General features: G+C 70.4%; 22 protein-coding genes. 18 read left to right on the top strand and 4 right to left on the bottom strand.

The window, feature by feature from the left end; translation table 11 throughout:
- From J5Y10_RS24065 to J5Y10_RS24025, 9 genes are all read left to right on the top strand, one after another.
- On the top strand, positions 1 to 265 hold a 265-nt coding region (locus J5Y10_RS24065; protein ID WP_490384331.1), incomplete at its 5' end, for a 2,5-dihydroxypyridine 5,6-dioxygenase NicX family protein.
- Between the two features lie 40 nt (positions 266 to 305).
- A complete protein-coding gene (locus tag J5Y10_RS24060; protein WP_209376671.1) occupies positions 306 to 1,517 on the top strand; it encodes an ABC transporter substrate-binding protein in 1,212 nt (403 codons plus the stop codon).
- Between the two features lie 21 nt (positions 1,518 to 1,538).
- On the top strand, positions 1,539 to 3,380 hold the full coding sequence (locus tag J5Y10_RS24055; protein WP_209376670.1) for an ABC transporter permease: 1,842 nt from the start codon (positions 1,539 to 1,541) through the stop codon (positions 3,378 to 3,380).
- Positions 3,377 to 4,135 carry an ABC transporter ATP-binding protein gene (locus J5Y10_RS24050; RefSeq protein WP_209376669.1) on the top strand — a complete coding sequence of 253 codons (759 nt, stop codon included), beginning with the start codon at positions 3,377 to 3,379 and terminating at the stop codon, positions 4,133 to 4,135. The genes J5Y10_RS24055 and J5Y10_RS24050 overlap by 4 nt, the downstream gene beginning before the upstream one ends.
- 2 nt (positions 4,136 to 4,137) lie before the next feature.
- On the top strand, positions 4,138 to 4,842 hold the full coding sequence (locus J5Y10_RS24045; RefSeq protein WP_408901601.1) for an ABC transporter ATP-binding protein: 705 nt from the start codon (positions 4,138 to 4,140) through the stop codon (positions 4,840 to 4,842).
- Entirely contained in the window at positions 4,842 to 5,318 is a 477-nt protein-coding gene (locus J5Y10_RS24040; RefSeq protein WP_209376668.1) for a (2Fe-2S)-binding protein, read from the top strand. The genes J5Y10_RS24045 and J5Y10_RS24040 overlap by 1 nt, the downstream gene beginning before the upstream one ends.
- Positions 5,315 to 8,821 carry a molybdopterin cofactor-binding domain-containing protein gene (locus J5Y10_RS24035; RefSeq protein WP_209376667.1) on the top strand — a complete coding sequence of 1,169 codons (3,507 nt, stop codon included), beginning with the start codon at positions 5,315 to 5,317 and terminating at the stop codon, positions 8,819 to 8,821. Before J5Y10_RS24040 ends, J5Y10_RS24035 begins: the two co-directional genes overlap by 4 nt.
- Positions 8,822 to 8,884: 63 nt before the next feature.
- A complete protein-coding gene (locus tag J5Y10_RS24030; RefSeq protein WP_209376666.1) occupies positions 8,885 to 10,036 on the top strand; it encodes an FAD-dependent monooxygenase in 1,152 nt (383 codons plus the stop codon).
- On the top strand, positions 10,036 to 10,719 hold the full coding sequence (locus tag J5Y10_RS24025; protein WP_209376665.1) for a TetR/AcrR family transcriptional regulator: 684 nt from the start codon (positions 10,036 to 10,038) through the stop codon (positions 10,717 to 10,719). The genes J5Y10_RS24030 and J5Y10_RS24025 overlap by 1 nt, the downstream gene beginning before the upstream one ends.
- On the opposite strand, the gene J5Y10_RS24020 is transcribed toward J5Y10_RS24025, so the two are convergent.
- From J5Y10_RS24020 to J5Y10_RS24005, 4 genes are all read right to left on the bottom strand, one after another.
- A complete protein-coding gene (locus J5Y10_RS24020; RefSeq protein WP_209376664.1) occupies positions 10,720 to 11,727 on the bottom strand; it encodes an alpha/beta fold hydrolase in 1,008 nt (335 codons plus the stop codon). It abuts the gene before it with no gap.
- 62 nt (positions 11,728 to 11,789) lie between these two features.
- The gene (locus J5Y10_RS24015; RefSeq protein WP_209376663.1) at positions 11,790 to 12,770 is read right to left on the bottom strand and encodes a Bug family tripartite tricarboxylate transporter substrate binding protein; all 981 of its coding nucleotides are present in this window, start codon (positions 12,768 to 12,770) and stop codon (positions 11,790 to 11,792) included.
- Positions 12,771 to 12,855: 85 nt separating this feature from the next.
- A complete protein-coding gene (locus J5Y10_RS24010; protein WP_209376662.1) occupies positions 12,856 to 13,059 on the bottom strand; it encodes a hypothetical protein in 204 nt (67 codons plus the stop codon).
- Between the two features lie 78 nt (positions 13,060 to 13,137).
- On the bottom strand, positions 13,138 to 14,166 hold the full coding sequence (locus tag J5Y10_RS24005; protein WP_209376661.1) for a zinc-binding alcohol dehydrogenase family protein: 1,029 nt from the start codon (positions 14,164 to 14,166) through the stop codon (positions 13,138 to 13,140).
- Positions 14,167 to 14,265: 99 nt separating this feature from the next.
- On the opposite strand from J5Y10_RS24005, the gene J5Y10_RS24000 reads away from it, so the two are divergent.
- From J5Y10_RS24000 to J5Y10_RS23960, 9 genes are read left to right on the top strand one after another with little or no spacing between them, the layout of a single operon-like run.
- Positions 14,266 to 14,619, top strand: coding sequence for a winged helix-turn-helix transcriptional regulator (locus J5Y10_RS24000; protein ID WP_209376660.1), 354 nt, complete (start codon positions 14,266 to 14,268; stop codon positions 14,617 to 14,619).
- A complete protein-coding gene (locus tag J5Y10_RS23995) occupies positions 14,616 to 15,443 on the top strand; it encodes an urease accessory protein UreD (protein WP_209376659.1) in 828 nt (275 codons plus the stop codon). Before J5Y10_RS24000 ends, J5Y10_RS23995 begins: the two co-directional genes overlap by 4 nt.
- Positions 15,444 to 15,487: 44 nt before the next feature.
- The gene (locus J5Y10_RS23990) at positions 15,488 to 15,790 is read left to right on the top strand and encodes an urease subunit gamma (protein WP_209376658.1); all 303 of its coding nucleotides are present in this window, start codon (positions 15,488 to 15,490) and stop codon (positions 15,788 to 15,790) included.
- Between the two features lie 10 nt (positions 15,791 to 15,800).
- The gene (locus J5Y10_RS23985) at positions 15,801 to 16,106 is read left to right on the top strand and encodes an urease subunit beta (protein ID WP_209376657.1); all 306 of its coding nucleotides are present in this window, start codon (positions 15,801 to 15,803) and stop codon (positions 16,104 to 16,106) included.
- 2 nt (positions 16,107 to 16,108) lie between these two features.
- Positions 16,109 to 17,821 (top strand): urease subunit alpha, encoded by a 1,713-nt coding sequence (gene ureC, locus J5Y10_RS23980; protein WP_209376656.1) that lies wholly within the window; start codon positions 16,109 to 16,111, stop codon positions 17,819 to 17,821.
- 8 nt (positions 17,822 to 17,829) lie between these two features.
- Positions 17,830 to 18,396, top strand: coding sequence for an urease accessory protein UreE (locus J5Y10_RS23975; RefSeq protein ID WP_209376655.1), 567 nt, complete (start codon positions 17,830 to 17,832; stop codon positions 18,394 to 18,396).
- Positions 18,353 to 19,087, top strand: a complete 735-nt coding sequence (locus J5Y10_RS23970; protein ID WP_209376654.1) for an urease accessory protein UreF — start codon at positions 18,353 to 18,355, stop codon at positions 19,085 to 19,087. The genes J5Y10_RS23975 and J5Y10_RS23970 overlap by 44 nt, the downstream gene beginning before the upstream one ends.
- Positions 19,084 to 19,779: an urease accessory protein UreG gene (gene ureG, locus J5Y10_RS23965; RefSeq protein WP_209376653.1), complete on the top strand. Its 696-nt coding sequence runs from the start codon at positions 19,084 to 19,086 to the stop codon at positions 19,777 to 19,779. The genes J5Y10_RS23970 and ureG overlap by 4 nt, the downstream gene beginning before the upstream one ends.
- Complete coding sequence (locus J5Y10_RS23960; protein WP_342453005.1) at positions 19,776 to 20,348, top strand: HupE/UreJ family protein; 573 nt, start codon at positions 19,776 to 19,778, stop codon at positions 20,346 to 20,348. The genes ureG and J5Y10_RS23960 overlap by 4 nt, the downstream gene beginning before the upstream one ends.
- Positions 20,349 to 20,386 lie beyond the last annotated feature (38 nt).

Below are 20,386 nucleotides of genomic sequence, written 5' to 3'. Positions count from 1 at the left end.
CTCCCATATCGGCTGGGGGCTGCAGGACCGGGCGCGGTGGTCCGTGCTTTCGCTGTACGACCGGGAGCAGACGATCGGGATGGATGCCCGGGCCTTTGCGGGCAACTTCCTGTTCTCGCTGGGCCCGAACACGGAGGCGGGGGGCACGCGCAACACGCCCTGCCACATCGACATCCCGCTGCGCCGCTGCACCGTGCGCCTCGACGGCACCCCCGTGACCCGGGACGGCAAGGTTCTTGATGAGGCCCCGTTGGCAGCCGAATAGCCGGCCGCTTCCGCTTCCCAATCCGACCAGGAGTAGCACCATGCCCGTCTCACGGCGTCTGATCCTCGGCGCGTCCGGTTCGCTTGCCCTGCCCGGCCTCCTGCGTGCCCAGGGCACCGCGCCCGTCCGCATCGGCGAGATCAACTCCTACACCTCCAACCCCGCCTTCACCCTGCCCTACCGCAACGCCATGCAGATGGCGGTGGAGCAGGTGAATGCGAAGGGCGGCGTGCTCGGGCGGCAGCTGGAGCTGATCACGCGGGACGATGCGGGGCGGCCGCAGGACGCGGTGCGGCTGGCGGGCGAGCTGGTGAACGACCAGAAAGTGGACGTGCTGGCCGGCGCCTATCTCTCCAATGTCGGACTGGCGCTGGGCGAGTACGCCGCGCAGAACAAGAAGCTCTATGTCGGCGGGGAGCCGCTGACGGACTCCATGGTTTGGGAGAAGGGCAACCGCTACACCTTCCGCCTGCGCCCCAGCACCTACATGCAGGCCGCGATCCTGGCAGAGGAGGCGGCGAAGCTGCCGGCCAAGCGCTGGGCCACCGTTTCCCCGAACTACGAGTTCGGCCAGTCCGGCGTGAAGTGGTTCAAGCAGCTGCTCACCGCGCGCCGCCCGGACGTGACCTTCGTGGGCGAGCAGTGGCCGGCGCTGGGCCGCGTGGATGCCGGCGCGACGGTGCAGGCGTTGGAGGCGATGAAGCCGGACGGCATCTTCAACGTGCTGTTCGGGCCGGACCTGACGAATTTCGTGCGGCAGGGCAACACGCGCGGGCTGTTCGAGAAGCGGAACGTCGTCTCCCTGTTGACCGGCGAGCCGGAATACCTGGACCCGCTGGGCGACGAGGCGCCGGAGGGCTGGATCGTGACGGGCTACCCCGGCGAGGCGATCGAGGCCCCCGCGCACAAGGCCTATGCGGCGGATTATCGCCGGCGCTTCAACGCGAAGCCGATGTGCGGCTCCCTGGTGGGCTATGCGCTCATCAACTCCATCGCGGCGGGCGTGGCCAAGGCCGGCTCCACCGAGACGGAGAAGCTGGTGGACGGCTTCCGCGGCGCCCGCTTCGACACGCCGGTCGGCAATTGCGAGTACCGCGCCGTGGACCATCAGGGTACGCTGGGCGTCTTCGTCGGCAAGACCGCGCTGCGCGGCAATGCCGGCGTGATGACGGACTGGCGCTATATCGACGGCAAGGACCTTCTGCCGGGCGATGATTTCGTGCGCGGGCTTCGGCCGGCCAGCGCGAACTGACCGGGAAGACCTGGCGAGTTCATGGACAGCATCCTTCCGCAACTGCTGACCGGGCTCGCCGGGGCCTCGTCGCTGTTTCTTGTCGCCTCCGGGCTGACAATCATCTTCGGCGTCACCCGGATCGTGAACTTCTCCCACGGCTCACTGATGATGCTCGGCGCCTATATCGGCTGGAGCATCATGACGCGGCTACCGCGCGAGCCGGAGTGGTTCGTGCTGGGGGTGATCGCCACCGCGCTCCTCACCGCGCTGATCGGCGTGGTGCTGGAGGTGGTGGTGCTGCGGCGCGTGTACCGGGCGCCGGAGCTGTTCCAGCTGCTGGCCACCTTCGGGGTGGTGCTGGTACTGCAGGACGTCACGCTATGGCTCTGGGGCCCGGTGGAGCTGCCCTTGCCGCGCGGGCGCTGGCTGCGGCAATTCGTGGACATCGCCGGCAGCCGGTTCCCGCTGTACGACCTGATCCTGATCGCCATCGGGCCGATGGTGCTGGGGCTGCTCTGGCTGCTGATGAGCCGCACGCGCTGGGGCACGCTGGTCCGGGCGGCGACGCTGGACCGCGAGATGGTGGCGGCGCTGGGGGTGAACCAGCGCACGCTGTTCACGACCGTCTTCGCGCTCGGCGCAGGGCTGGCGGGGCTGGGCGGGGCGCTGTCCCTGCCCAATTCCTCGGCCAATCTGAATATCGACCTGACCGTCATCACCGATGCCTTCGTGGTGGTGGTGGTGGGAGGGCTGGGCAGCCTGACCGGGGCCTTTGTGGCCAGCCTGCTGATCGGTGTGCTGCAGGCCTTCGGAATCGTGCTGGTGCCGAAGATCACGCTGGTGCTGGTGTTCCTGGTGATGGCCGTGGTGCTGGTGTTCCGCCCCAACGGGCTGCTGGGGCGGCCGCAGACCGATGCGCGGGAGGCGACGGTGGCCGCGCCCGTGATCCGCGCCGCGCCGCCGGAGCTGCGGGCGCTGGGGGTGGCGGCGCTGCTGCTGGCAGTCGCCGCGCCCTTCATTGTGGGCGAGTACTACCTCACCGTGCTGACGGATGCCTGCGTCGCGATCCTTTTCGCCGTGTCCCTGCACTTCATGATGGGGCCGGGCGGGATGGCGAGCTTCGGGCACGCGGCCTGGTTCGGGATCGGCGCCTATGCGGCGGGGCTGGCGATGCAATGGATCGGTGCGCCGATGCCGGTGGGGCTGCTGGCGGCCCCGATCGTGGCGGGCGTCGTGGCGGCGCTGTTCGGCTGGTTCGTGGTGCGGCTCTCCGGCGTGTACCTCTCCATGCTGACGCTCGCCTTCGCGCAGATCGTCTGGGCGGTCTGCTTCCAGTGGGTGGACGTGACGGGCGGCGACAACGGGCTGCTGGGGCTGGTGCGGCCGGAATGGGCGCATGACGCGCGGGTGTTCTACTGGCTGGCGCTGGCCCTTTCCGTCGGCGGGGCGCTGCTGCTGCGGCGGATGCTCTACGCGCCCTATGGCTATGCGCTGCGGGCGGCGCGGGATTCGGCGGCGCGGGCGCGGTCGATCGGCCTGGACGTGCAATCGCTGCGGATCGTGGCGATCGTGATCGCGGGCGCGGCCTGCGGGCTCTCCGGGGCGCTCTTCTCCTATGGCAAGGGCAGCATCTTTCCGACCTACATCACCATCTCCCACTCCGTGGAGGCGCTGCTGATGGTGCTGCTGGGCGGGCTGCAGACGGTGGCCGGGCCGATCATCGGGGCGCTGGTCTATACGGGGCTGGCGGACATCCTCGTGCGCTCCACCGATTTGTGGCGGCTGGTGCTGGGCGCGGTGATCGTGCTGCTGGTGGTGGCCTTCCCTGAGGGCATTGCGGGGGCCGCGCGGCGCCTGTGGCTGCGGGGGCGCGAGGCATGAGCGTTCTGGTGGTGCAGGGGCTGAGCAAGTCCTTCGGCGGCGTGCAGGCGGTGGGGGACGTCTCCTTCGCCGTTTCGCCCGGGGAGATGCTGGCGCTGATCGGGCCGAACGGGGCGGGCAAGTCCACCTGCTTCAACATGGTGGGCGGGCAGTTGAACCCGGATAAGGGCTCGGTGCTGCTGGAAGGGAAGCCGATCACAGGGTTCTCGCCGCGCGCCATCTCCCGCGCGGGAGTGGGGCGGACCTTTCAGATCACGGCCACCTTCGGCTCCATGACGGTGCGGGACAACGTGCAGATGGCGCTGCTCTCCCACCACCGGGAGATCTGGCAGTTTTGGCGGCCCGTGGCGGGGCGGCACTTGGCGGAGGCGGATGCGCTGCTGGCCCAGGTGGGGCTGGAGGCGCAGGCGGACCGGGCCACGGGCGTGCTGGCCTATGGCGACCTGAAGCGGCTGGAGCTGGCCATCGCCATGGCGAACCGGCCGCGGCTGCTGCTGATGGACGAGCCGACCGCCGGCATGGCGCCCGTGGAGCGCGTGGGGCTGATGAAGCTGACGCGGCGGCTGGCGACGGAGCGGGGCGTGGCGGTGCTGTTCACGGAGCACGACATGGATGTTGTGTTCGATGTGTCCGACCGGATCCTCGTGCTGAACCGCGGCGTGCTGATCGCGGAGGGAGATGGGGATTCCATCCGGGCCAACCCGGCGGTGCGGGAGATCTACCTGGGCACCGGCGCGACGAGCGGAGGGCACTGACGATGCTGCTCTCGGTGGAAGGGCTGAACACGCATTACGGGCGGGCGCACATCCTGCAGGACATGGCGCTGACCATCGCCGCCGGCGAGGTGCGCGTGCTGCTGGGGCGCAACGGCGCGGGCAAGAGCACGACGATGAAGTCCATTATCGGGCTGGTGCGGCCGAGCGCGGGGCGGATCGCCTTCGATGGGGTGGAGATCGCGGGAGAGGAGCCGCACCGGATCGCACGGCGGGGCCTGGGCTATGTGCCGGAGGATCGGCGGGTGTTTGCCGACCTGACCGTGATGGAGAACCTAGAGGTCGGACGCCAGGCGGCGCGGGGCGGGATGCGGCCCTGGACGCCCGAGCGGTTGTTCGAGCTGTTCCCCAATCTCGGGCGCATGCGGGACCGTCCGGGCGAGCGGATGAGCGGGGGGGAGCAGCAGATGCTGACCATCGCGCGCACGCTGATGGGCAATCCGCGCCTGGTGCTGCTGGACGAGCCGAGCGAGGGGCTGGCGCCGGTGATCGTGGAGCAGATGGCGAATGCCATCCTCGCGCTGAAGAGCGAGGGGCTGACCATCCTTCTCGCCGAGCAGAACCTTCACTTCGCGGGCGGGGTCGCCGACAGCGCGACGGTGGTGGAGAAGGGCCGTGTGGTGTGGACCGGCACCATGAAGGCGCTGCGCGCGGACGAGGCGGCACGCACCAAGTATCTGGCTGTGTGATGGCGGCGCCCCGGGACGTTCCGCTGGAGGTGAACGGGCGGCCGGTGGTGCTGTACCTGGACCCGGATGCGCCGCTGCTGATGGTTCTACGGAACGACCTGGAGTTGAACGGGCCGAAATATGGCTGCGGGCTGGGGGAATGCGGCGCCTGCACGGTGCTGCTGGACGGGCGGGCCGTGCGGCCCTGCGTGCTGCCGCTCTCCCGCGCCGAGGGGCGGCGGTTGACGACGCTGGAGGGGCTGGGGACGGTGGAGGCGCCGCATCCCGTGCAGGCGGCCTTCATCGCGGAGCAGGGCGCACAGTGCGGCTACTGCCTGAACGGCATGATCATGACGACGGTGGCGCTGCTGGCGCGGAAGCCCGACCCGAGCGAGGCGGAGATCCGGGACGCGCTGGCGCATAATCTCTGCCGCTGCGGCACGCATGTGGAGATCCTGGCCTCGGTGCGCCGCGCGGTGACGGAGGCTGCGAAGTGACGCGGGCGCGGCAGGACCTGTCCCGGCAGGAGGTGCTGGATCAGGAGGGGGTGCTGGCCATCACCCGCCGCCGCGTGCCGACGCCGGGGACGGAACCGGGGGCCAATGCACGGGACGAGGAGGATGTCTTCGTCGCCGTCTTCGACGATGGCAGCGTGGCGGCCTTCAACGGGCATGTTGACCTGGGCACGGGCATCCGCACGGCGCTGGCGCAGATCGTGGCGGAGGAGCTGGACGTTCCGCTGGAGGCCGTGACGATGGTGCTCGGGCATACCGGGCGGGCGCCGGACCAGGGGCCGACCATCGCCAGCGAGACGATCCAGATCTCCGCCGTGCCGCTGCGCCAGGCGGCGGCGGAGGCGCGGCGGGCGCTGCTGGCGATCGCGGCGGCGCGGTTGGGGACCGAGGATCTTTCCGTTCGGGACGGGGTGGTGGCCGCGCCGAATGGGCGCGGCCTCTCCTACGCCGAGCTGTTGCAGGGCGCGCGGGAGGTCGTGCCGCTGAGCGGGACGGCGCCGCTGAAGCGGGTGGAGGATTACCGGGTCGTCGGCCAACCCGTACCGCGCGTGGACATCCCGGCCAAGGCGACGGGCGGACTCACCTTCGTGCACGATGTGCGCCTGCCGGGGATGCTGCACGGGCGTGTGGTGCGGCCGCCCTATGCGGGGCTGGATGCGGGGGCCTTCGTCGGGTCCAGCCTGTTGTCGGTGGACCGGGATTCGGTGGCGCACATCCCCGGGCTGGTGGATGTGGTGGTGGTCGGCGACTTCGTCGGCGTGGTGGCGGAGCGGGAGGAGGAGGCGGCGCGGGCGGCGCGCGACCTGCGCGTGGCGTGGAAGGCCTTCTCGGCCCCGGCGGGGCTGGAGGATGTGGAGCGGGCGCTGCGGGAGAACCCTTCCGTCAGGCGCGTGCTGAAGGATACGGAGGACGTGGACGCAGCGCTGGAAGGGGCCGCGAAGCGGATGCCGCGGACTTATTCCTGGCCCTACCACATGCACGGCTCCATCGGGCCCTCCTGCGCGGTGGCGGACCTCGCGGAAGGGGTGCTGCGGGTTTGGTCGGGGTCGCAGAACCCGCACATGCTGCGGGCAGCGCTTTCACGGCTGATGGCGATGCCGGAGACGCGGATCGAGATCACGCGGCTTGAGGCGGCGGGGTGCTACGGGCGCAACTGTGCGGACGATGTGTGCGGCGACGCGGCGCTGCTCTCCCGCGCCGTGGGGCGGCCGGTGCGGGTGCAGCTGACGCGGGAGCAGGAGCACCTGTGGGAGCCCAAGGGCGCGGCGCAGCTGATCGACGTGGATGGCGGGCTGGATGGTGCGGGGAGCGTGGCGGCGTATGACTTCGTGTCGCGCTACCCGTCCAATGACGCGCCGCTGCTGGGGCTGCTGCTGACGGGGGTGGTGAAGCCGGAGCCGGCGGTGCTGCAGATGGGGGATCGGACGGCGATCCCGCCCTACGACTATCCTTCCATGCGGATCGCGGTGGAGGACATGCCGCCGATCGTGCGGGCTTCCTGGATGCGGGGTGTTTCCTCCCTGCCCAGCACCTTCGCGCATGAATCCTGGATTGACGAATGCGCGGCGGAGGCCGGGGTGGATCCGGTGGAGTACCGGCTGCGCTACCTGCACGACCCGCGCGCCATCGATCTGGTGAAGGCGGTTGCGGAGCGGGCGGGGTGGGAGAGGCGCACCGGGCCGCGCATGAAGGCCGAGGGCGACATTCTGCGCGGGCAGGGCTTCGCCTATGCGCTCTACGTCCACAGCGCCTTCCCGGGTTACGGCGCCGCCTGGGCGGCCTGGGTGGCGGAGGTGGAGGTGAACCGCCGCACGGGCGTGGTGACGGCCACGCGCATCGTCACGGGCCATGATGCCGGGCTGATGATCAACCCGGCCGGGGTGAAGCACCAGGTCCACGGCAACGTCATCCAGGCGACCAGCCGCGTGCTGAAGGAGCGGGTGCCCTTCGAGAACGGTCTCATCGCGGCGCAGGAATGGGGCGGCTATCCCATCCTCGATTTCCGGGAGGTGCCGGAGATCGAAGTGATGATGATGGACCGGCAGGACCAGCCCCCGCTCGGTTCGGGGGAGTCCGCTTCGGTTCCCAGCGCGGCCGCCATCGCCAACGCGATCTTCGACGCCACGGGGGTGCGCTTCCGCAAGGTTCCCTTCACGCCGGAGGTGATCCGCGAGGGGCTGCAGCCCGTGGTGCAGGCGGAGGCGAAGCGCAGGCGCCGCCGCTGGTTCGCGGGGCTCGGTGGGCTGGCGGGCGGGCTGCTGGTGGCGGCCGGCGCGGCGGTGGGATGGGCATCCGCTATGGCACCGGTGCGGCCGCCGGGGGCGGATGTCTTCTCGGCGGCGCAGATCGAGCGCGGGCGGCTGCTGGCCGCGGTGGGGAATTGCGCGGGCTGCCACACGGTGTCCGGCGGGGCGGCAAATGCGGGCGGGCTGGGGCTGGAGACACCCTTCGGCACCGTCTACGCCACGAACATCACGCCGGATGCGGAGACGGGGATCGGCGCCTACTCCCCCGCGGCCTTCGAGCGCGCCATGCGCCAGGGCATCGCGCGGGATGGGCGGCATCTCTATCCCGCCTTTCCCTACACGGCTTATTCCGGGATGACGGATGAGGACCTGCTGGCCCTCTACGCCTATCTTATGGCGCAGGCGCCGGTGCGGAACGTGGCGCCGGAGACGAGGCTGGCCTTTCCCTACAACATCCGGCCCCTGCTGGCGGGGTGGAACCTGCTGTTCCATCGGCCCGGGGTGATGGAAGCGGATCCAGCGCGCTCGGCGGAGTGGAACCGGGGAAATTACCTCGTCAACGCGCTCGGGCATTGCGGGGCGTGCCATACGCCGCGCAACGCGCTGGGGGCGGAGAAGCGGAGTGCGACCTTCGCGGGCGCGGTGGTGGAGGGGTGGGAGGCGCCGGCGCTGAACGCGCTCTCCCGCTCCCCCGTGCCGTGGAGCGAGGCGGATTTCTTCGACTATCTGCGGACCGGGCATTCGGCGAACCACGGCGTGGCGGCGGGGTCGATGGCGCCTGTCGTGGCGAAGCTTCAGGCGCTGCCGGACCCGGATATCCGGGCCATGGCGCATTACCTTGCCTCGCTGAACCCGGCGCCTGCCGCGGTCGATCCCGTGGCGCTGGTATCGGCGGCTTCCGTGGCGCCCCGGCAGGGGCTGAGCGAGGGCGCGCGGCTGTTCCAGGGCGCCTGCGCGGCCTGCCACGGCGGCGGGGCGCAGGAAGGGCCGGAGGTGGCGCTGGCGCTGAACAGCAACGTCCATTCCGACCGGCCGGACAACCTGGTCCGCACCATTCTTGAGGGCATCCGCCCGGCCATTCCCGGGCACGGTGAGATGCCGGGTTTCCGGGGCAGCCTGAGCGACCGGCAGGTGACGGAACTCGCCGCTTTCATCCGCGGGAACTTCGCGCCGGGGCGCCCGGCCTGGGGCGACCTGCCGAAGGCGGTGGCGCGGCTGCGGAATGCGGCCCCGCACTGAAGATAGCGCTTCCTTCTAACTGAACGTGCAGTTAAATAACCCGAGCTGGCCAGGAGACCGGATATGAGCAAGCCACGGATCGCGATCGTCGGGGCGGGCCTGGGCGGGATCGCCGCCGCCCTGCTGCTGCGGCAGGAGGGCTTCGAGCCCATCCTCTATGAGCAGGCGCCGGCCTTCTCGCGCCTCGGCGCCGGCATCCATGTCGGGCCGAACGTGATGAAGATCATGCGCCGCATCGGGCTGGAGGGCGCGATGGAGGCCATGGGGTCGCACCCCGATTACTGGTACAGCCGCAACGGGGCGGATGCCGCGATCCTGTCCCAGATCCCGCTGGGCGACTTCGCCCGCAAGCACTACGGCGCCAGCTATCTCACCGTGCATCGCGGCGACTTCCACCAGCTGATGGTGGATGCCTTCCCCGCCTCCTCCCTGCTCTACAACAAGCGGCTGACGGGGATCGAGGATCGCGGCCGCAACGTGGTGCTGCGCTTCGAGGACGGGACGGTTGCCGAGGCCGACATCGTGATCGGCGCGGACGGCGTGAACTCCGTGATCCGCGAGCACATGCTGGGGGCGGAGGCGCCGCGCTACACGGGCTGGGTGGCGCACCGCGCCGTGTTCTCCGCCGACCGGCTGGCGAAGTACGGCTTCAAATTCGACCAGTGCGTGAAGTGGTGGTCCGAGGACCGGCATATGATGGTCTATTACGTGACCGAGAAGCAGGACGAGTACTACTACGTCACCGGCGTTCCCCAGGCCGAGTGGGACATGAGCAAGGCCTGGGTGCAGAGCAGCCAGGAGGAGATGCGCGAGGCCTTCGCCGGCTACCACCCGATGGTGCAGGCGCTGATCGACGCCTGCGACGACATCACCAAGTGGCCGCTGCTGGAGCGCGACCCGCTGCCGCTGTGGAGCCGTGGGCGGATGGTGATGCTCGGTGATGCCTGCCATCCCATGAAGCCGCACATGGCCCAGGGCGCCGCCATGGCGATCGAGGACGCGGCCATGCTGGCGCGCTGCTTCGGCCAGGTGGGGGTGGAGGACTACGAGACGGCCTTCGCGCTGTATCGCGCCAATCGGATTGAGCGGGCGTCGCGCGTGCAGAAGGTGTCCCACGACAACACTTGGCTCCGGACGAACGAGGACCCGGCCTGGGTCTTCGGCTACGACGTGTTCGAGGTGCCGCTGATCGAGCCCGCCCGCGTGGCGGCCTGATGGTGGCCGCTTCGGCCACGCCGAAGAGGAGGATCGGCCGCCGGCCGGCCGATCCCGAGGGCGTCTCCACCCAGGACGCCATCCTGGCCGTGGCCGAGCAGGTCTTTGCCGATCACGGCTACGTCGCCGCATCGCTTCGCGAGATCGCGGAGCGGGCGGATGTGACGCAGGCGCTGATCATCTACTACTTCGGCAGCAAGCAGGGGCTGTTCGAGACGCTGTTCAAGCGGCGCGGCCTGGAGGTCTCCAACGAGCGCCAGGCGCTGCTGGACGCGCTGCTGGCCCGTGCCGAGCCGCCGACGGTGCGGGAGCTGATCACCGCCTATCTCACCCCGCAGTTCAAGCTGCGGGAGAAAGGATCGGACGCCATCGCCTTCGTACGGATGCAGGCGCGGCTGCACCATGAGCCGGACGAGCTGGCCCTGCGGCTGCGGCGGGAGGTCTACGACCACTCCACCCGCAACTACATCGCGGCGATGGAGCGCGCCGTACCGGGGATCGATGCGGCGGACGCGCACTGGCGCATGATGTTCGCGGTGGGCACCTATCTCTACATGCTCTCGGGCTTCGATCGCCTCGCGGAGGTATCGCAGGGGCGGTTCAGCACGGAGGATACGGAGGAGGTGGTGCGGCGGCTGACCGACTTCCTCGTCGGCGGGTTCACCGCACCCTCCGGCCGGTAGTCAGGCCAGCCAGTCCTCCACGCAGCGGCGCAGGAAGGCCGTGTCCTCCGCATTGCCCATGGGGTTGCCGGCGCGGTGGCCCCAGATGCTGGGGATGGGGCGCAGTTCGGCGTGGCGCAGCTGCGGCAGCTCCGCCTCGTTGTCGGCCACGCGGAAGTAGATGTCGGTCTCGCCGGGGATCAGCATCACGCGCGCCTTGATGGCCCGCAGGGCGGCGTGCAGGTCGCCGTTGTAGATGGGGTTGTCGCTGATGTCGCCGGCATTCCAGCAGCGCATCTGCGCCAGCAGGTTGGCGGCGTGCTTGCCGTCGTAGCGGGTTTCCCAGCCCTTCAGATAGGTTTCCAGGTCCGGCGTGGCGGGGGAGAGGTGCAGGCCCGCGCGGTAGAAGTCCTGGCTTGCGGCATAGCCCGCGTAGTTGCGACCAAAGGCGCGCAGGGCGGGTTTGGGCTGGGCGGAGAAGAGGGCGCGGCCGTCATATTCCGGCGCGGCCTCCAGGATCGCCATCTGGGCGCGGGTGAAAACCTGGTTGTGCACGGCCGTGCGGGCGCTGCCGCAGTTGATGAACACGGCCTGCACCGCATCGGGGAAAAGCGCGGCCCAGTGGTAGGCCTGCTGCGCGCCCATGGACCAGCCATAGACGGCGCGCAGGCGCTCGATCCCCAGCACCTCCTTCAGGAGACGGCGCTGGGCGTGGACATTGTCCCAGGCGGTGACGAGGAGGGGGTAGTCCGGCGTGTCCTGGGGTGAGGAGGAAACGCCGTTGCCGAACATGTCGATCTGCACGACGAACCAGCGCCCGGGGTCCAGCACGCCGTCCGGCCGGATCAGCCATTCCAGCTCCGCGGCGGTGGCGCCGTAGCTGGTAGGATAGAGGATGACGTTGTCCCCTGCCGGGGAGAGGGTGCCGTGGGTTTTCCAGTTCAGTGCGGCGCCGCGGATGGTGCCGCCCTTGAGAACGGCCAGGTCGCCCAGGGCGAAGCGTCCCGTATCGGTGGCCCAGTCGGTCATGCATCCCTCCGTCGGCGGCGCGCCCATCCTGCCGATGGGGCGCGCCGCCGCAAGGGTGCGGCCTAGTCCAGCTTCAGCCCGATCCGCTGCACGATGTTCCGATAGAGCGCGTATTCACGGTCCAGGAAGGCGCGGGTGGAGGCCGGGGTGCTGTCCAGCGTGGGGGTGGTGCCCGTGCTCTCCAGCCGCTCGCGCACGCGGGGCTCGGCCAGGGCAGTGTTGGCAGCCTTGCTGAGCGCCCCGGCCACGTCGTCCGGCAGGTCCTTGGGGCCGGCCATCACGGTCCAGGTGGTCAGCTCGTAGTCGGGCAGCACGGCTTCCGCCACCGTCGGCACGTCCGGGAAGTTCGGGTCGCGGCTGCGGGTGGTGACGGCCAGGAGCCGCAGCGCACCGTCCCGCACCTGGCCGACGACGGAGCCGAGCTGGTCCACGGCGTAGAGGGTCTCCCCCTTGATCAGGGACTCCGCGGTCTGGGAACCGCCGCGATAGGGCACGTGCTGCGCGGTGGTGCCGGCGAGGTTGGCCAGGTAGTCCGCGGCGAGATGCGCCACGCCCCCGACGCCGGAGCTGGCGTAGCCGACGAGCCCCGGCTCCGCGCGAAGCTTGTCCACCAGCTGCTTGACCGTGGTGATGCCGGAGTTCGTCGGCACCACCACGCCGAGCGGGCTGGTGCCGACGATCGTGATCGGCGTGAAGTCCTGGGTCGGGTGGTAGCGCGCCGCGCTGGCGCCGGAGGCCGGGGCGACGGCGAGGGTGGAGGCGGAGCCGACGAGCAGGGTGTAGCCATCCGGCTTCGCGCGGCGGACGTATTCGGCCCCGATGGCGCTGCCGCCGCCGGGCCGGTTCTCCACCAGGGCGCGGCCCTCGGGCGAGAGGAGCGGGCCGATGCGGTCGGCCAGCAGGCGGCCCGCGAGGTCGTTCGCGCCCCCGGGCGCGAAGGGGACGACGACCGTGATCGTTCGCTCGGGATAGGCAGCGAGGGCCGGGCGGGCCAGGACGGCACCGGACAGCGCCAGGGTGCCGAGATGGCGGCGGGTGAGCATGGACAATCTCCTTGCCGACCTCGTTCCGGGCCGGTGTGGCGTCCATGATGGCGTGGCAGGCCTCCGGCGTCACCCGCCGGATGGGTCAGGCGTCGCCGACGGTCACCGTGACAGTGCCGGTGCCCTCGCAGCCCGGGCAGGGCTTGCCCTGCACCGTGCCGGACCCGCCACACTCCGGGCAGGTGTTCTCAGCGGTCTGGGTGGCATCCGGGGTAGTCTCGTCGCCGGGGGCAGGCGTGCCCCCGGCGGCGGGAACGGTGACGCCGGGATTTCCGGATGGCTGGGACATCGGGCTCTCTCCGCGATGGATGACGGAGGGGGAACGCGGGCGGGCGAGGCGGCGTTGCGGCCGCCCCGCCCGGCCGGATCAGGCGCCGAAGCCTTCCAGCACCACCTTGCCGCGGGATTTGCCGCTCTCGAGCAGGGCATGGGCGCGGCGGAGGTTGGCGGCGTTGATCGTGCCGAAGGTCTCCGTCAGGGTGGTGCGGAGGGTGCCGGCATCCACCAAGCGGGAGACCTCGTCCAGCAGCGCGCCCTGCTCCCCCATGTCGGGGGTGCCGAACATGGAGCGGGTGTACATCAGCTCCCAGTGCAGGGAGATGCTCTTCGTTTTCAGCAGGCTCACGTTCAGCGTTCCCGGGCCCGGGTCGTCGATCAGGACGAAGCGGCCCTGGGGGGCCATCAGTTCCGCGATCTCGGCCAGGTGCTTGTCCGTCTGGGTCGTGGAGAAGACGAAACCGGGGGCGCCGAGGTTGAGGCCGGCCACTTCCGCGGCCAGGGGCTTGGAATGGTCCACCACGTGGTGCGCGCCGAGTTCCAGCGCCCAGTCCCGCGTCTCCGGGCGGGAGGCGGTGGCGATGACGGTCAGGTCCGTCAGCTTGCGGGCGAGCTGGATGGCGATGGAGCCGACCCCGCCGGCGCCGCCGACGATCAGCAGGGCGCGGGCGGCGCCGGGGACAGCGTGGGTCTTCACCTGAAGCCGGTCGAACAGCGCTTCCCAGGCGGTGATGGCGGTCAGCGGCATGGCCGCGGCCTCGGCGAAGCCGAGGGAGGCGGGCTTGGTGCCGACGATCCGTTCATCAACCAGGTGCAGCTCGGAATTCGTGCCGGGGCGGGTGATGTCGCCGGCGTAGAACACGGCGTCGCCCGGCTTGAAGCGGGTGGCGTCCGGGCCCGCGGCCTTCACGATGCCGGCTGCGTCCCAGCCCAGCACCTTGTATCCACCGGCTTCCGGCGCGGCCCGCATCCGCACCTTCGTATCTACGGGGTTCACGGAAACGGCGCGGACCTCCACCAACAGGTCGCGGCCCTTCGGCTCGGGGGCGGGAAGGTCGATGTCGAGAAGGGAGTCCTCGCGGTCGATGGGGAGGGAGGTCTGGTAACCGATGGCGCGCATGGCACTTCTCCGGGGCTGTGTTGGGCCGGAGATGCGCGATACCCTGGGCCATCGCAAGAACGCACATGAATCACCCATAGTGTCGAAAAGGATACCGTGATGGCCCGGACCCGGCACGAACGCCTGGATTGCAGCCCGGGCTGCGCCGTGGAGGCGACGCTCGCCCTCATCGACGGCAAGTGGAAGGGCGTGATCCTGCATCACCTCGGGGAGGGGACGATGCGGTTCAGCGAGATCCGCCGGCGCCTGCCGAACGTGACGCAGCGGATGCTGACGAACCAGTTGCGGGAGCTGGAGGCGGACGGGTTGATCACGCGCCGCGTCTATGCGGAGGTGCCGCCGCGCGTGGAGTACAGCCTTTCCGAGCGCGGGCGGAGTCTGGCGCCGGTGATCCAGGCGCTGAAGGATTGGGGGGACAGGCACGTGATGGCGGCGTTGCAGAAGGCGGCGTGACGGCGGAGGCCCCACGACACCAGAGGGCGGATGGCGGCGTCGAGATCGTCTTCGGCGTGGCGCGCGGGCGCACGGTGCTGCGCCACCTCTACCAATCCTCACCGATGCGCGTGCTCTTCCCGGATGCGGAGCCGGGAACGCCGATCACGGGCGCGCTGGTGAACACGGCCGGTGGCCTGGCCGGGGGCGATATGGTCCGGGTCCAGGCGCGGGTGGAGGAGGGGGCCACGGCAACCCTTTGCACCCCGGCGGCGGAGAAGCTGTACCGGTCCCTTGGGCCGGAGACGCGGATCGGGACGGCGCTGCATGTGGGGCCGGGGGCCGTGCTGGAGTGGCTGCCGCAGGAGACGATCCTGTTCGACCGCGCACGGCTGCGGCGGCGGCTGGACGTGGAGCTTTCCCCCGGTGCGCGGCTGCTGGCGACGGAGATGCTGGTCTTCGGCCGTGCGGCCCGGGGGGAGAGGTTCCGGGAGGGGTTCCTGCACGATGCCTGGCGCCTGCGGGTGAACGGGCGGCTGCGCTGGGCCGATGCGCTGCGGATCGAGGTGCCGGACGAGGCGCTGGAGGACCGGTTCGGCTTCGCGGGGGCGGGCGGCTTCGCGACGCTGCTCTATGCGGGGGCGGATGCGGCGGAACGGCTGCCCGTCCTGCGCGACCTCGCCGGGCCACTGGGTGCCGCCACCGTCCCGCGGGAGGGCGTGGCACTGATCCGCTGGCTCGGTCCGGCCATGCCGGTACGGGCCGCACTGGCGGCGGCCATTCCCGCCTTGCGCGCGGCGCTGTTCGGTCTGCCACCGGCGCTGCCGCGGCTCTGGACCACCTAAGGCCGCCGCCGCCATACTCCGCCGACCCTTTTCGGAACCCGCCCATGCACCTGACCCCGCGCGAGAAGGACAAGCTGCTGATCGCCATGGCGGCGAACGTGGCGCGGCGCCGGCTGGAGCGGGGCGTGCGGCTGAACCACCCGGAGGCGGTGGCGCTGGTGTCGGATTTCGTGGTGGAGGGCGCGCGGGACGGGCGCAGCGTGGCGGAGCTGATGCGGGATGGCGCCACGGTGATCACGCGGGACCAGGTGATGGAGGGCGTGGCCGAGATGATCCACGAGATCCAGGTGGAGGCGACCTTCCCCGATGGGACGAAGCTCGTCACCGTCCACCAGCCGATCCGTTGAGGGCAGTGCGATGATCCCCGGAGAGGTGTTTCCCGCCGAAGGCGAGATCGAGCTGAATGCTGGCCGCCCGGCGGTGGAAATGGAGGTCGCCAACACGGGCGATCGCCCCGTGCAGGTGGGCAGCCACTACCACTTTGCCGAGACGAACCCGGAGCTGGCCTTCGACCGCGCGGTGGCGCGCGGGATGCGGCTGGACATCGCGGCCGGCACCGCCGTGCGCTTCGAGCCCGGGCAGACGCGGCTGGTGCGGCTGATCCCCTATGCCGGGGCACGGATCGTGCACGGGTTCCGCGGCGAGGTTGAAGGAAAGCTCTAGCCATGGCCGCCAGGATTTCCCGCTCGGCCTATGCCGGCATGTACGGGCCGACCACGGGCGACCGGGTGCGGCTGGCCGATACCGACATCATCATCGAGGTGGAGCGCGACCTCACCACCTATGGCGAGGAGGTGAAGTTCGGTGGCGGCAAGGTGATCCGCGACGGGATGGGGCAATCCCAGCTCGGGCGGGACGACGGGGCGATGGACACCGTCATCACCAATGCGCTGATCCTGGACCATACCGGCATCTACAAGGCGGATGTGGGGCTGCGGGACGGGCGGATCGCGGCCATCGGCAAGGCGGGGAATCCCGACACGCAGCCGGGCGTGGACATCATCATCGGGCCGACGACAGAGATCATCGCCTGCGAGGGGCGGATCCTCACCTCCGGCGGGATCGACGTGCACATCCATTTCATCTGCCCGCAGCAGATCGAAGAAGCGCTGGCCTCTGGCGTGACGACAATGTTCGGCGGTGGCACCGGGCCGGCGCATGGGACATTGGCGACGACGGCGACTCCGGGGGCCTTCCATCTGGCGCGCATGCTGCAGGCGGCCGAGGGGTTCCCGATGAACCTGGGCTTCCTCGGCAAGGGCAATGCGGCGCTGCCGAAGGGGTTGGAGGAGCAGATCCTGGCCGGGGCGGCCGGGATGAAGCTGCACGAGGACTGGGGCACCACGCCGAAGGCGATCGACACCTGCCTGGCGGTGGCGGATGTGCTGGACGTGCAGGTGGCCATCCACACGGACACGCTGAACGAGAGCGGCTTCGTCGAGAGCACCATCAAGGCGATCGGCGGGCGCACCATCCAGGCCTTCCACACGGAGGGCGCGGGCGGCGGGCACGCGCCGGACATCCTGCGGCTGGTGGGGGAGGCGAACGTGCTGCCTTCCTCCACCAACCCCACCATGCCCTATACGGTGAACACGCTGGACGAGCATCTGGACATGCTCATGGTGTGCCATCACCTCGATCCGCGCATCCCGGAGGACGTGGCCTTCGCGGAGAGCCGCATCCGGCGTGAGACGATCGCGGCGGAGGACATCCTGCACGACCTCGGCGCCATCTCGATGATGAGCTCCGACAGCCAAGCGATGGGGCGGGTGGGCGAGGTGATCATCCGCACTTGGCAGACCGCGCACAAGATGAAGCAGCAGCGCGGGCGCCTGCCGGGCGAGACGGGCGACAACGACAACCTGCGCGCGCGCCGCTACGTTGCGAAGTACACGATCAACCCCGCCATTTCCCAGGGCATCGCCGATCACGTCGGCAGCGTGGAGGTGGGGAAGCTGGCGGATCTGGTAATGTGGAGCCCGGCCTTCTTCGGTGTGAAGCCGGAGATGGTGCTGAAATGCGGCACCATCGCCATGGCGCCGATGGGCGATCCGAACGCCTCCATCCCCACGCCGCAGCCCGTGCACTACCGGCCGATGTTCGGGGCCTTCGGGCGCGCCCTGCCGGCGGTTGGGGTGACCTTCACCTCCGGGGCGGCGATGCAGGCGGGGATCGGGGAGCGGCTGCGGCTGGAGCGGCCGCTGTTGGCGGTGCGGAATACGCGGGGCGGCATCTCCAAGCGCGACATGGTGCTGAACGACCTCTGCCCACGCATCGAGGTGGATGCCGAAACCTATGAGGTGCGCGCGGACGGCGAACTGCTGGTCTGCGAGCCCGCGAAGGTGCTGCCCATGGCGCAGCGCTACTTCCTGTTCTGAGAAGCAAGATGACCGAAGACAGCCTGCCCCGCGCCACGAAGGTGCTGCCCGCCGGCGAGTGGAACGCCGCCGAGGCGCGCGACGCCGTAACGCTGGATTTCGACGACCGTCATCGCCGCCGCCGCCGCTACACGGGGAAGGGAGGCTTTGCCTTCCTTCTCGACCTGCCGGAAGCGGTGGTGCTGTACGATGGCGACGGACTGGTGCTGGAGGGCGGGGGTACGGTCGCCGTGCGCGCGGCGCCGGAGCCGCTGGTGGAGATCACGGCGGGGGATCGGGCGCATTTCGCGCGGCTGGCCTGGCATCTCGGCAACCGGCATTTGCCGGCGGAGATCGGCGCGGAGCGCATCCTGATCCGAGACGACCACGTGATCACCGCGATGCTGCGAGGGCTGGGTGCCACGCTGCGGACGGTGAACGCGCCCTTCAATCCGGAAGGCGGCGCCTATGGCGAGCACAACCGGCAGACCGCGCACCATCACGGGCCGCAGCACGGGCACCATCACCACGATCACGATCACGATCACGATCATGGCCACTCCCACGACCACGGGCATGACCACCATCATCACTGAGGGCACCACTGCGGGCGACGCCGCCCTCTATCGCCTGCTGGCCTGGACGTCGCCGGCCTATCCGGTCGGGGCCTACACCTACAGCCACGGGCTGGAGACGGCGGTGGAGGACGGCGCGGTGACGAACCGCGCCGGGCTGATCGCCTATGTGCAGGCGGCGCTGGGGCGCGGGGCGGGGGCGGTGGATGGGCCGTTGCTTGCCGCGGCCTGGCGTGCGGCCGAGGCGGATGACGAGGCGGCGCTGGACGAGGTGGCCGAGCTGGCCTCCGCCTGGCGTGGCACGGCGGAGACGGCGCTGGAGAGCGGGGCGCAGGGTGCGGCCTTCGCAACCGTCACGGCCGCTGCCTGGCCGGAGCCGCGCTTCGCCGCGCTCATCGCGCGCCATCCGAAGCGGCTGGTGCATCCGGTGGCCTTCGGGGCCGCCGCGGCCTGGAATGGCATCCCGCAGCGCGCGGCACTGTTCAGCTGGCTCGGGGCCTTCGCGGCCAATCTGGTTTCGGCGGGCGTCCGGCTGGTGCCTTTGGGACAGACGGACGGGCAGGTGGCCACCGCCGCGCTGATGTCAGCCGTGCAGGCGGCCACCGAGGCCGCACTGGCGGCCGAGTTGGATGAAATCGGCACCTCCGCGCCGATGCTCGACCTTTTCTCCATGCGCCACGAGACGCAGTACACGAGGCTGTTCCGCTCATGAGCAACACGGATCGTGCCGCAAGCGGCAACGGACCCTTCCGCGTCGGCATCGGCGGCCCTGTCGGGTCCGGCAAGACGGCGTTGACCGACCGGTTGTGCAAATACCTTCGTGACACGCACGACATCGCCGTGATCACCAACGACATCTACACGCGCGAGGATGCGGAGTTCCTGACGCGCAGCGGCGCGCTGGCGCCCGAGCGCATCACGGGGGTGGAGACGGGCGGCTGCCCGCATACGGCGATCCGCGAGGACGCGTCCATCAACCTCGCCGCCGTGCAGGAGATGAACGAGCGCTTCCCGGGGCTGGAGATCCTGTTCATCGAGAGCGGCGGCGACAACCTGGCCGCCACCTTCTCCCCCGAACTCGCCGACCTGACGATCTACGTCATCGACGTCTCGGCGGGGGACAAGATCCCGCGCAAGGGCGGGCCGGGCATCACCCGGTCGGACCTGCTCGTGATCAACAAGATCGACCTCGCGCCGCTGGTGGGCGCCGATCTCGGCGTGATGGACCGGGATTCCCGGAAGATGCGCGGGCAGCGCCCCTTCCTCTTCACCAACCTGAAGGAGAATCTCGGCGTGGCCGAGATCGCCGACTTCATCCTGCAATCCGGCGGCATCGACCGCCGCGCCCTACCCCCCGTTCAGGCCCCCGTTCAGTCCCCTGGCCAGCCCCGGAGTGCCGCATGATGCGCCGCCTTCTTCCTCTCGCCCTGGCCCTGCTGCCGCTGCCCGCCCTGGCCCATACGGGGCTGGGCCATGTGGCGGGCTTCACCGCAGGCTTCGCGCACCCGCTGGGCGGGGCGGACCACCTGATGGCGATGGTGGCGATCGGGCTCTGGGCGGGGTTGATGGGCGGGCGCGCGGCCTGGGCGCTGCCGCTCGCCTTCCTGGGCGCCATGACCGTGGGCGGTGCGCTCGGGATGGCGGGGATCGGGCTGCCGATGGTGGAGGCGGGGATCGCCGGTTCCGTCATCGTGCTCGGCGCGCTGGTGGCGCTCGCGGTGCGGCCGCCCCTGGCGGTTGCGCTGGGCCTCTCGGCGCTCTTCGGCCTCGTCCACGGCCATGCCCATGGGGCGGAGATGCTGCCGGGGGCGGCGGCGGCCGGCTACGCCGCCGGCTTCCTGCTGGCGACCGCGGGGCTGCACGCGCTGGGGCTGGCGATCGGCTCCGCCCGCATGCCTGGGTTCCGCACGGTGGCGCGGGTGGCGGGGGCGGGCGGCGTGGCGCTCATGACAGCGTTTCTCGTCCTCGGCTGAGCCGGGTGCTGGCAGCGCGGTCGGGAAGGGCATAGCCT

It is taken from the genome of Roseomonas indoligenes (genome assembly GCF_017813365.1).
Taxonomy (GTDB): domain Bacteria; phylum Pseudomonadota; class Alphaproteobacteria; order Acetobacterales; family Acetobacteraceae; genus Roseomonas; species Roseomonas indoligenes.
Note: the sequence above shows the minus strand (reverse complement) of the source record. Positions and strands in the feature narration are given on the sequence as shown.

Bases quoted from the DNA above. Each gene is read 5' to 3' on its own strand.
- J5Y10_RS24060 (WP_209376671.1), top strand. From the start codon at position 306: ATGCCCGTCTCACGGCGTCTGATCCTCGGCGCGTCCGGTTCGCTTGCC.
- J5Y10_RS24055 (WP_209376670.1), top strand. From the start codon at position 1,539: ATGGACAGCATCCTTCCGCAACTGCTGACCGGGCTCGCCGGGGCCTCG.
- J5Y10_RS24050 (WP_209376669.1), top strand. From the start codon at position 3,377: ATGAGCGTTCTGGTGGTGCAGGGGCTGAGCAAGTCCTTCGGCGGCGTG.
- J5Y10_RS24045 (WP_408901601.1), top strand. From the start codon at position 4,138: ATGCTGCTCTCGGTGGAAGGGCTGAACACGCATTACGGGCGGGCGCAC.
- J5Y10_RS24040 (WP_209376668.1), top strand. From the start codon at position 4,842: ATGGCGGCGCCCCGGGACGTTCCGCTGGAGGTGAACGGGCGGCCGGTG.
- J5Y10_RS24030 (WP_209376666.1), top strand. From the start codon at position 8,885: ATGAGCAAGCCACGGATCGCGATCGTCGGGGCGGGCCTGGGCGGGATC.
- J5Y10_RS24025 (WP_209376665.1), top strand. From the start codon at position 10,036: ATGGTGGCCGCTTCGGCCACGCCGAAGAGGAGGATCGGCCGCCGGCCG.
- J5Y10_RS24020 (WP_209376664.1), bottom strand. From the start codon at position 11,727: ATGACCGACTGGGCCACCGATACGGGACGCTTCGCCCTGGGCGACCTG.
- J5Y10_RS24015 (WP_209376663.1), bottom strand. From the start codon at position 12,770: ATGCTCACCCGCCGCCATCTCGGCACCCTGGCGCTGTCCGGTGCCGTC.
- J5Y10_RS24010 (WP_209376662.1), bottom strand. From the start codon at position 13,059: ATGTCCCAGCCATCCGGAAATCCCGGCGTCACCGTTCCCGCCGCCGGG.
- J5Y10_RS24005 (WP_209376661.1), bottom strand. From the start codon at position 14,166: ATGCGCGCCATCGGTTACCAGACCTCCCTCCCCATCGACCGCGAGGAC.
- J5Y10_RS24000 (WP_209376660.1), top strand. From the start codon at position 14,266: ATGGCCCGGACCCGGCACGAACGCCTGGATTGCAGCCCGGGCTGCGCC.
- J5Y10_RS23990 (WP_209376658.1), top strand. From the start codon at position 15,488: ATGCACCTGACCCCGCGCGAGAAGGACAAGCTGCTGATCGCCATGGCG.
- J5Y10_RS23985 (WP_209376657.1), top strand. From the start codon at position 15,801: ATGATCCCCGGAGAGGTGTTTCCCGCCGAAGGCGAGATCGAGCTGAAT.
- ureC (WP_209376656.1), top strand. From the start codon at position 16,109: ATGGCCGCCAGGATTTCCCGCTCGGCCTATGCCGGCATGTACGGGCCG.
- J5Y10_RS23975 (WP_209376655.1), top strand. From the start codon at position 17,830: ATGACCGAAGACAGCCTGCCCCGCGCCACGAAGGTGCTGCCCGCCGGC.
- J5Y10_RS23970 (WP_209376654.1), top strand. From the start codon at position 18,353: ATGGCCACTCCCACGACCACGGGCATGACCACCATCATCACTGAGGGC.
- ureG (WP_209376653.1), top strand. From the start codon at position 19,084: ATGAGCAACACGGATCGTGCCGCAAGCGGCAACGGACCCTTCCGCGTC.
- J5Y10_RS23960 (WP_342453005.1), top strand. From the start codon at position 19,776: ATGATGCGCCGCCTTCTTCCTCTCGCCCTGGCCCTGCTGCCGCTGCCC.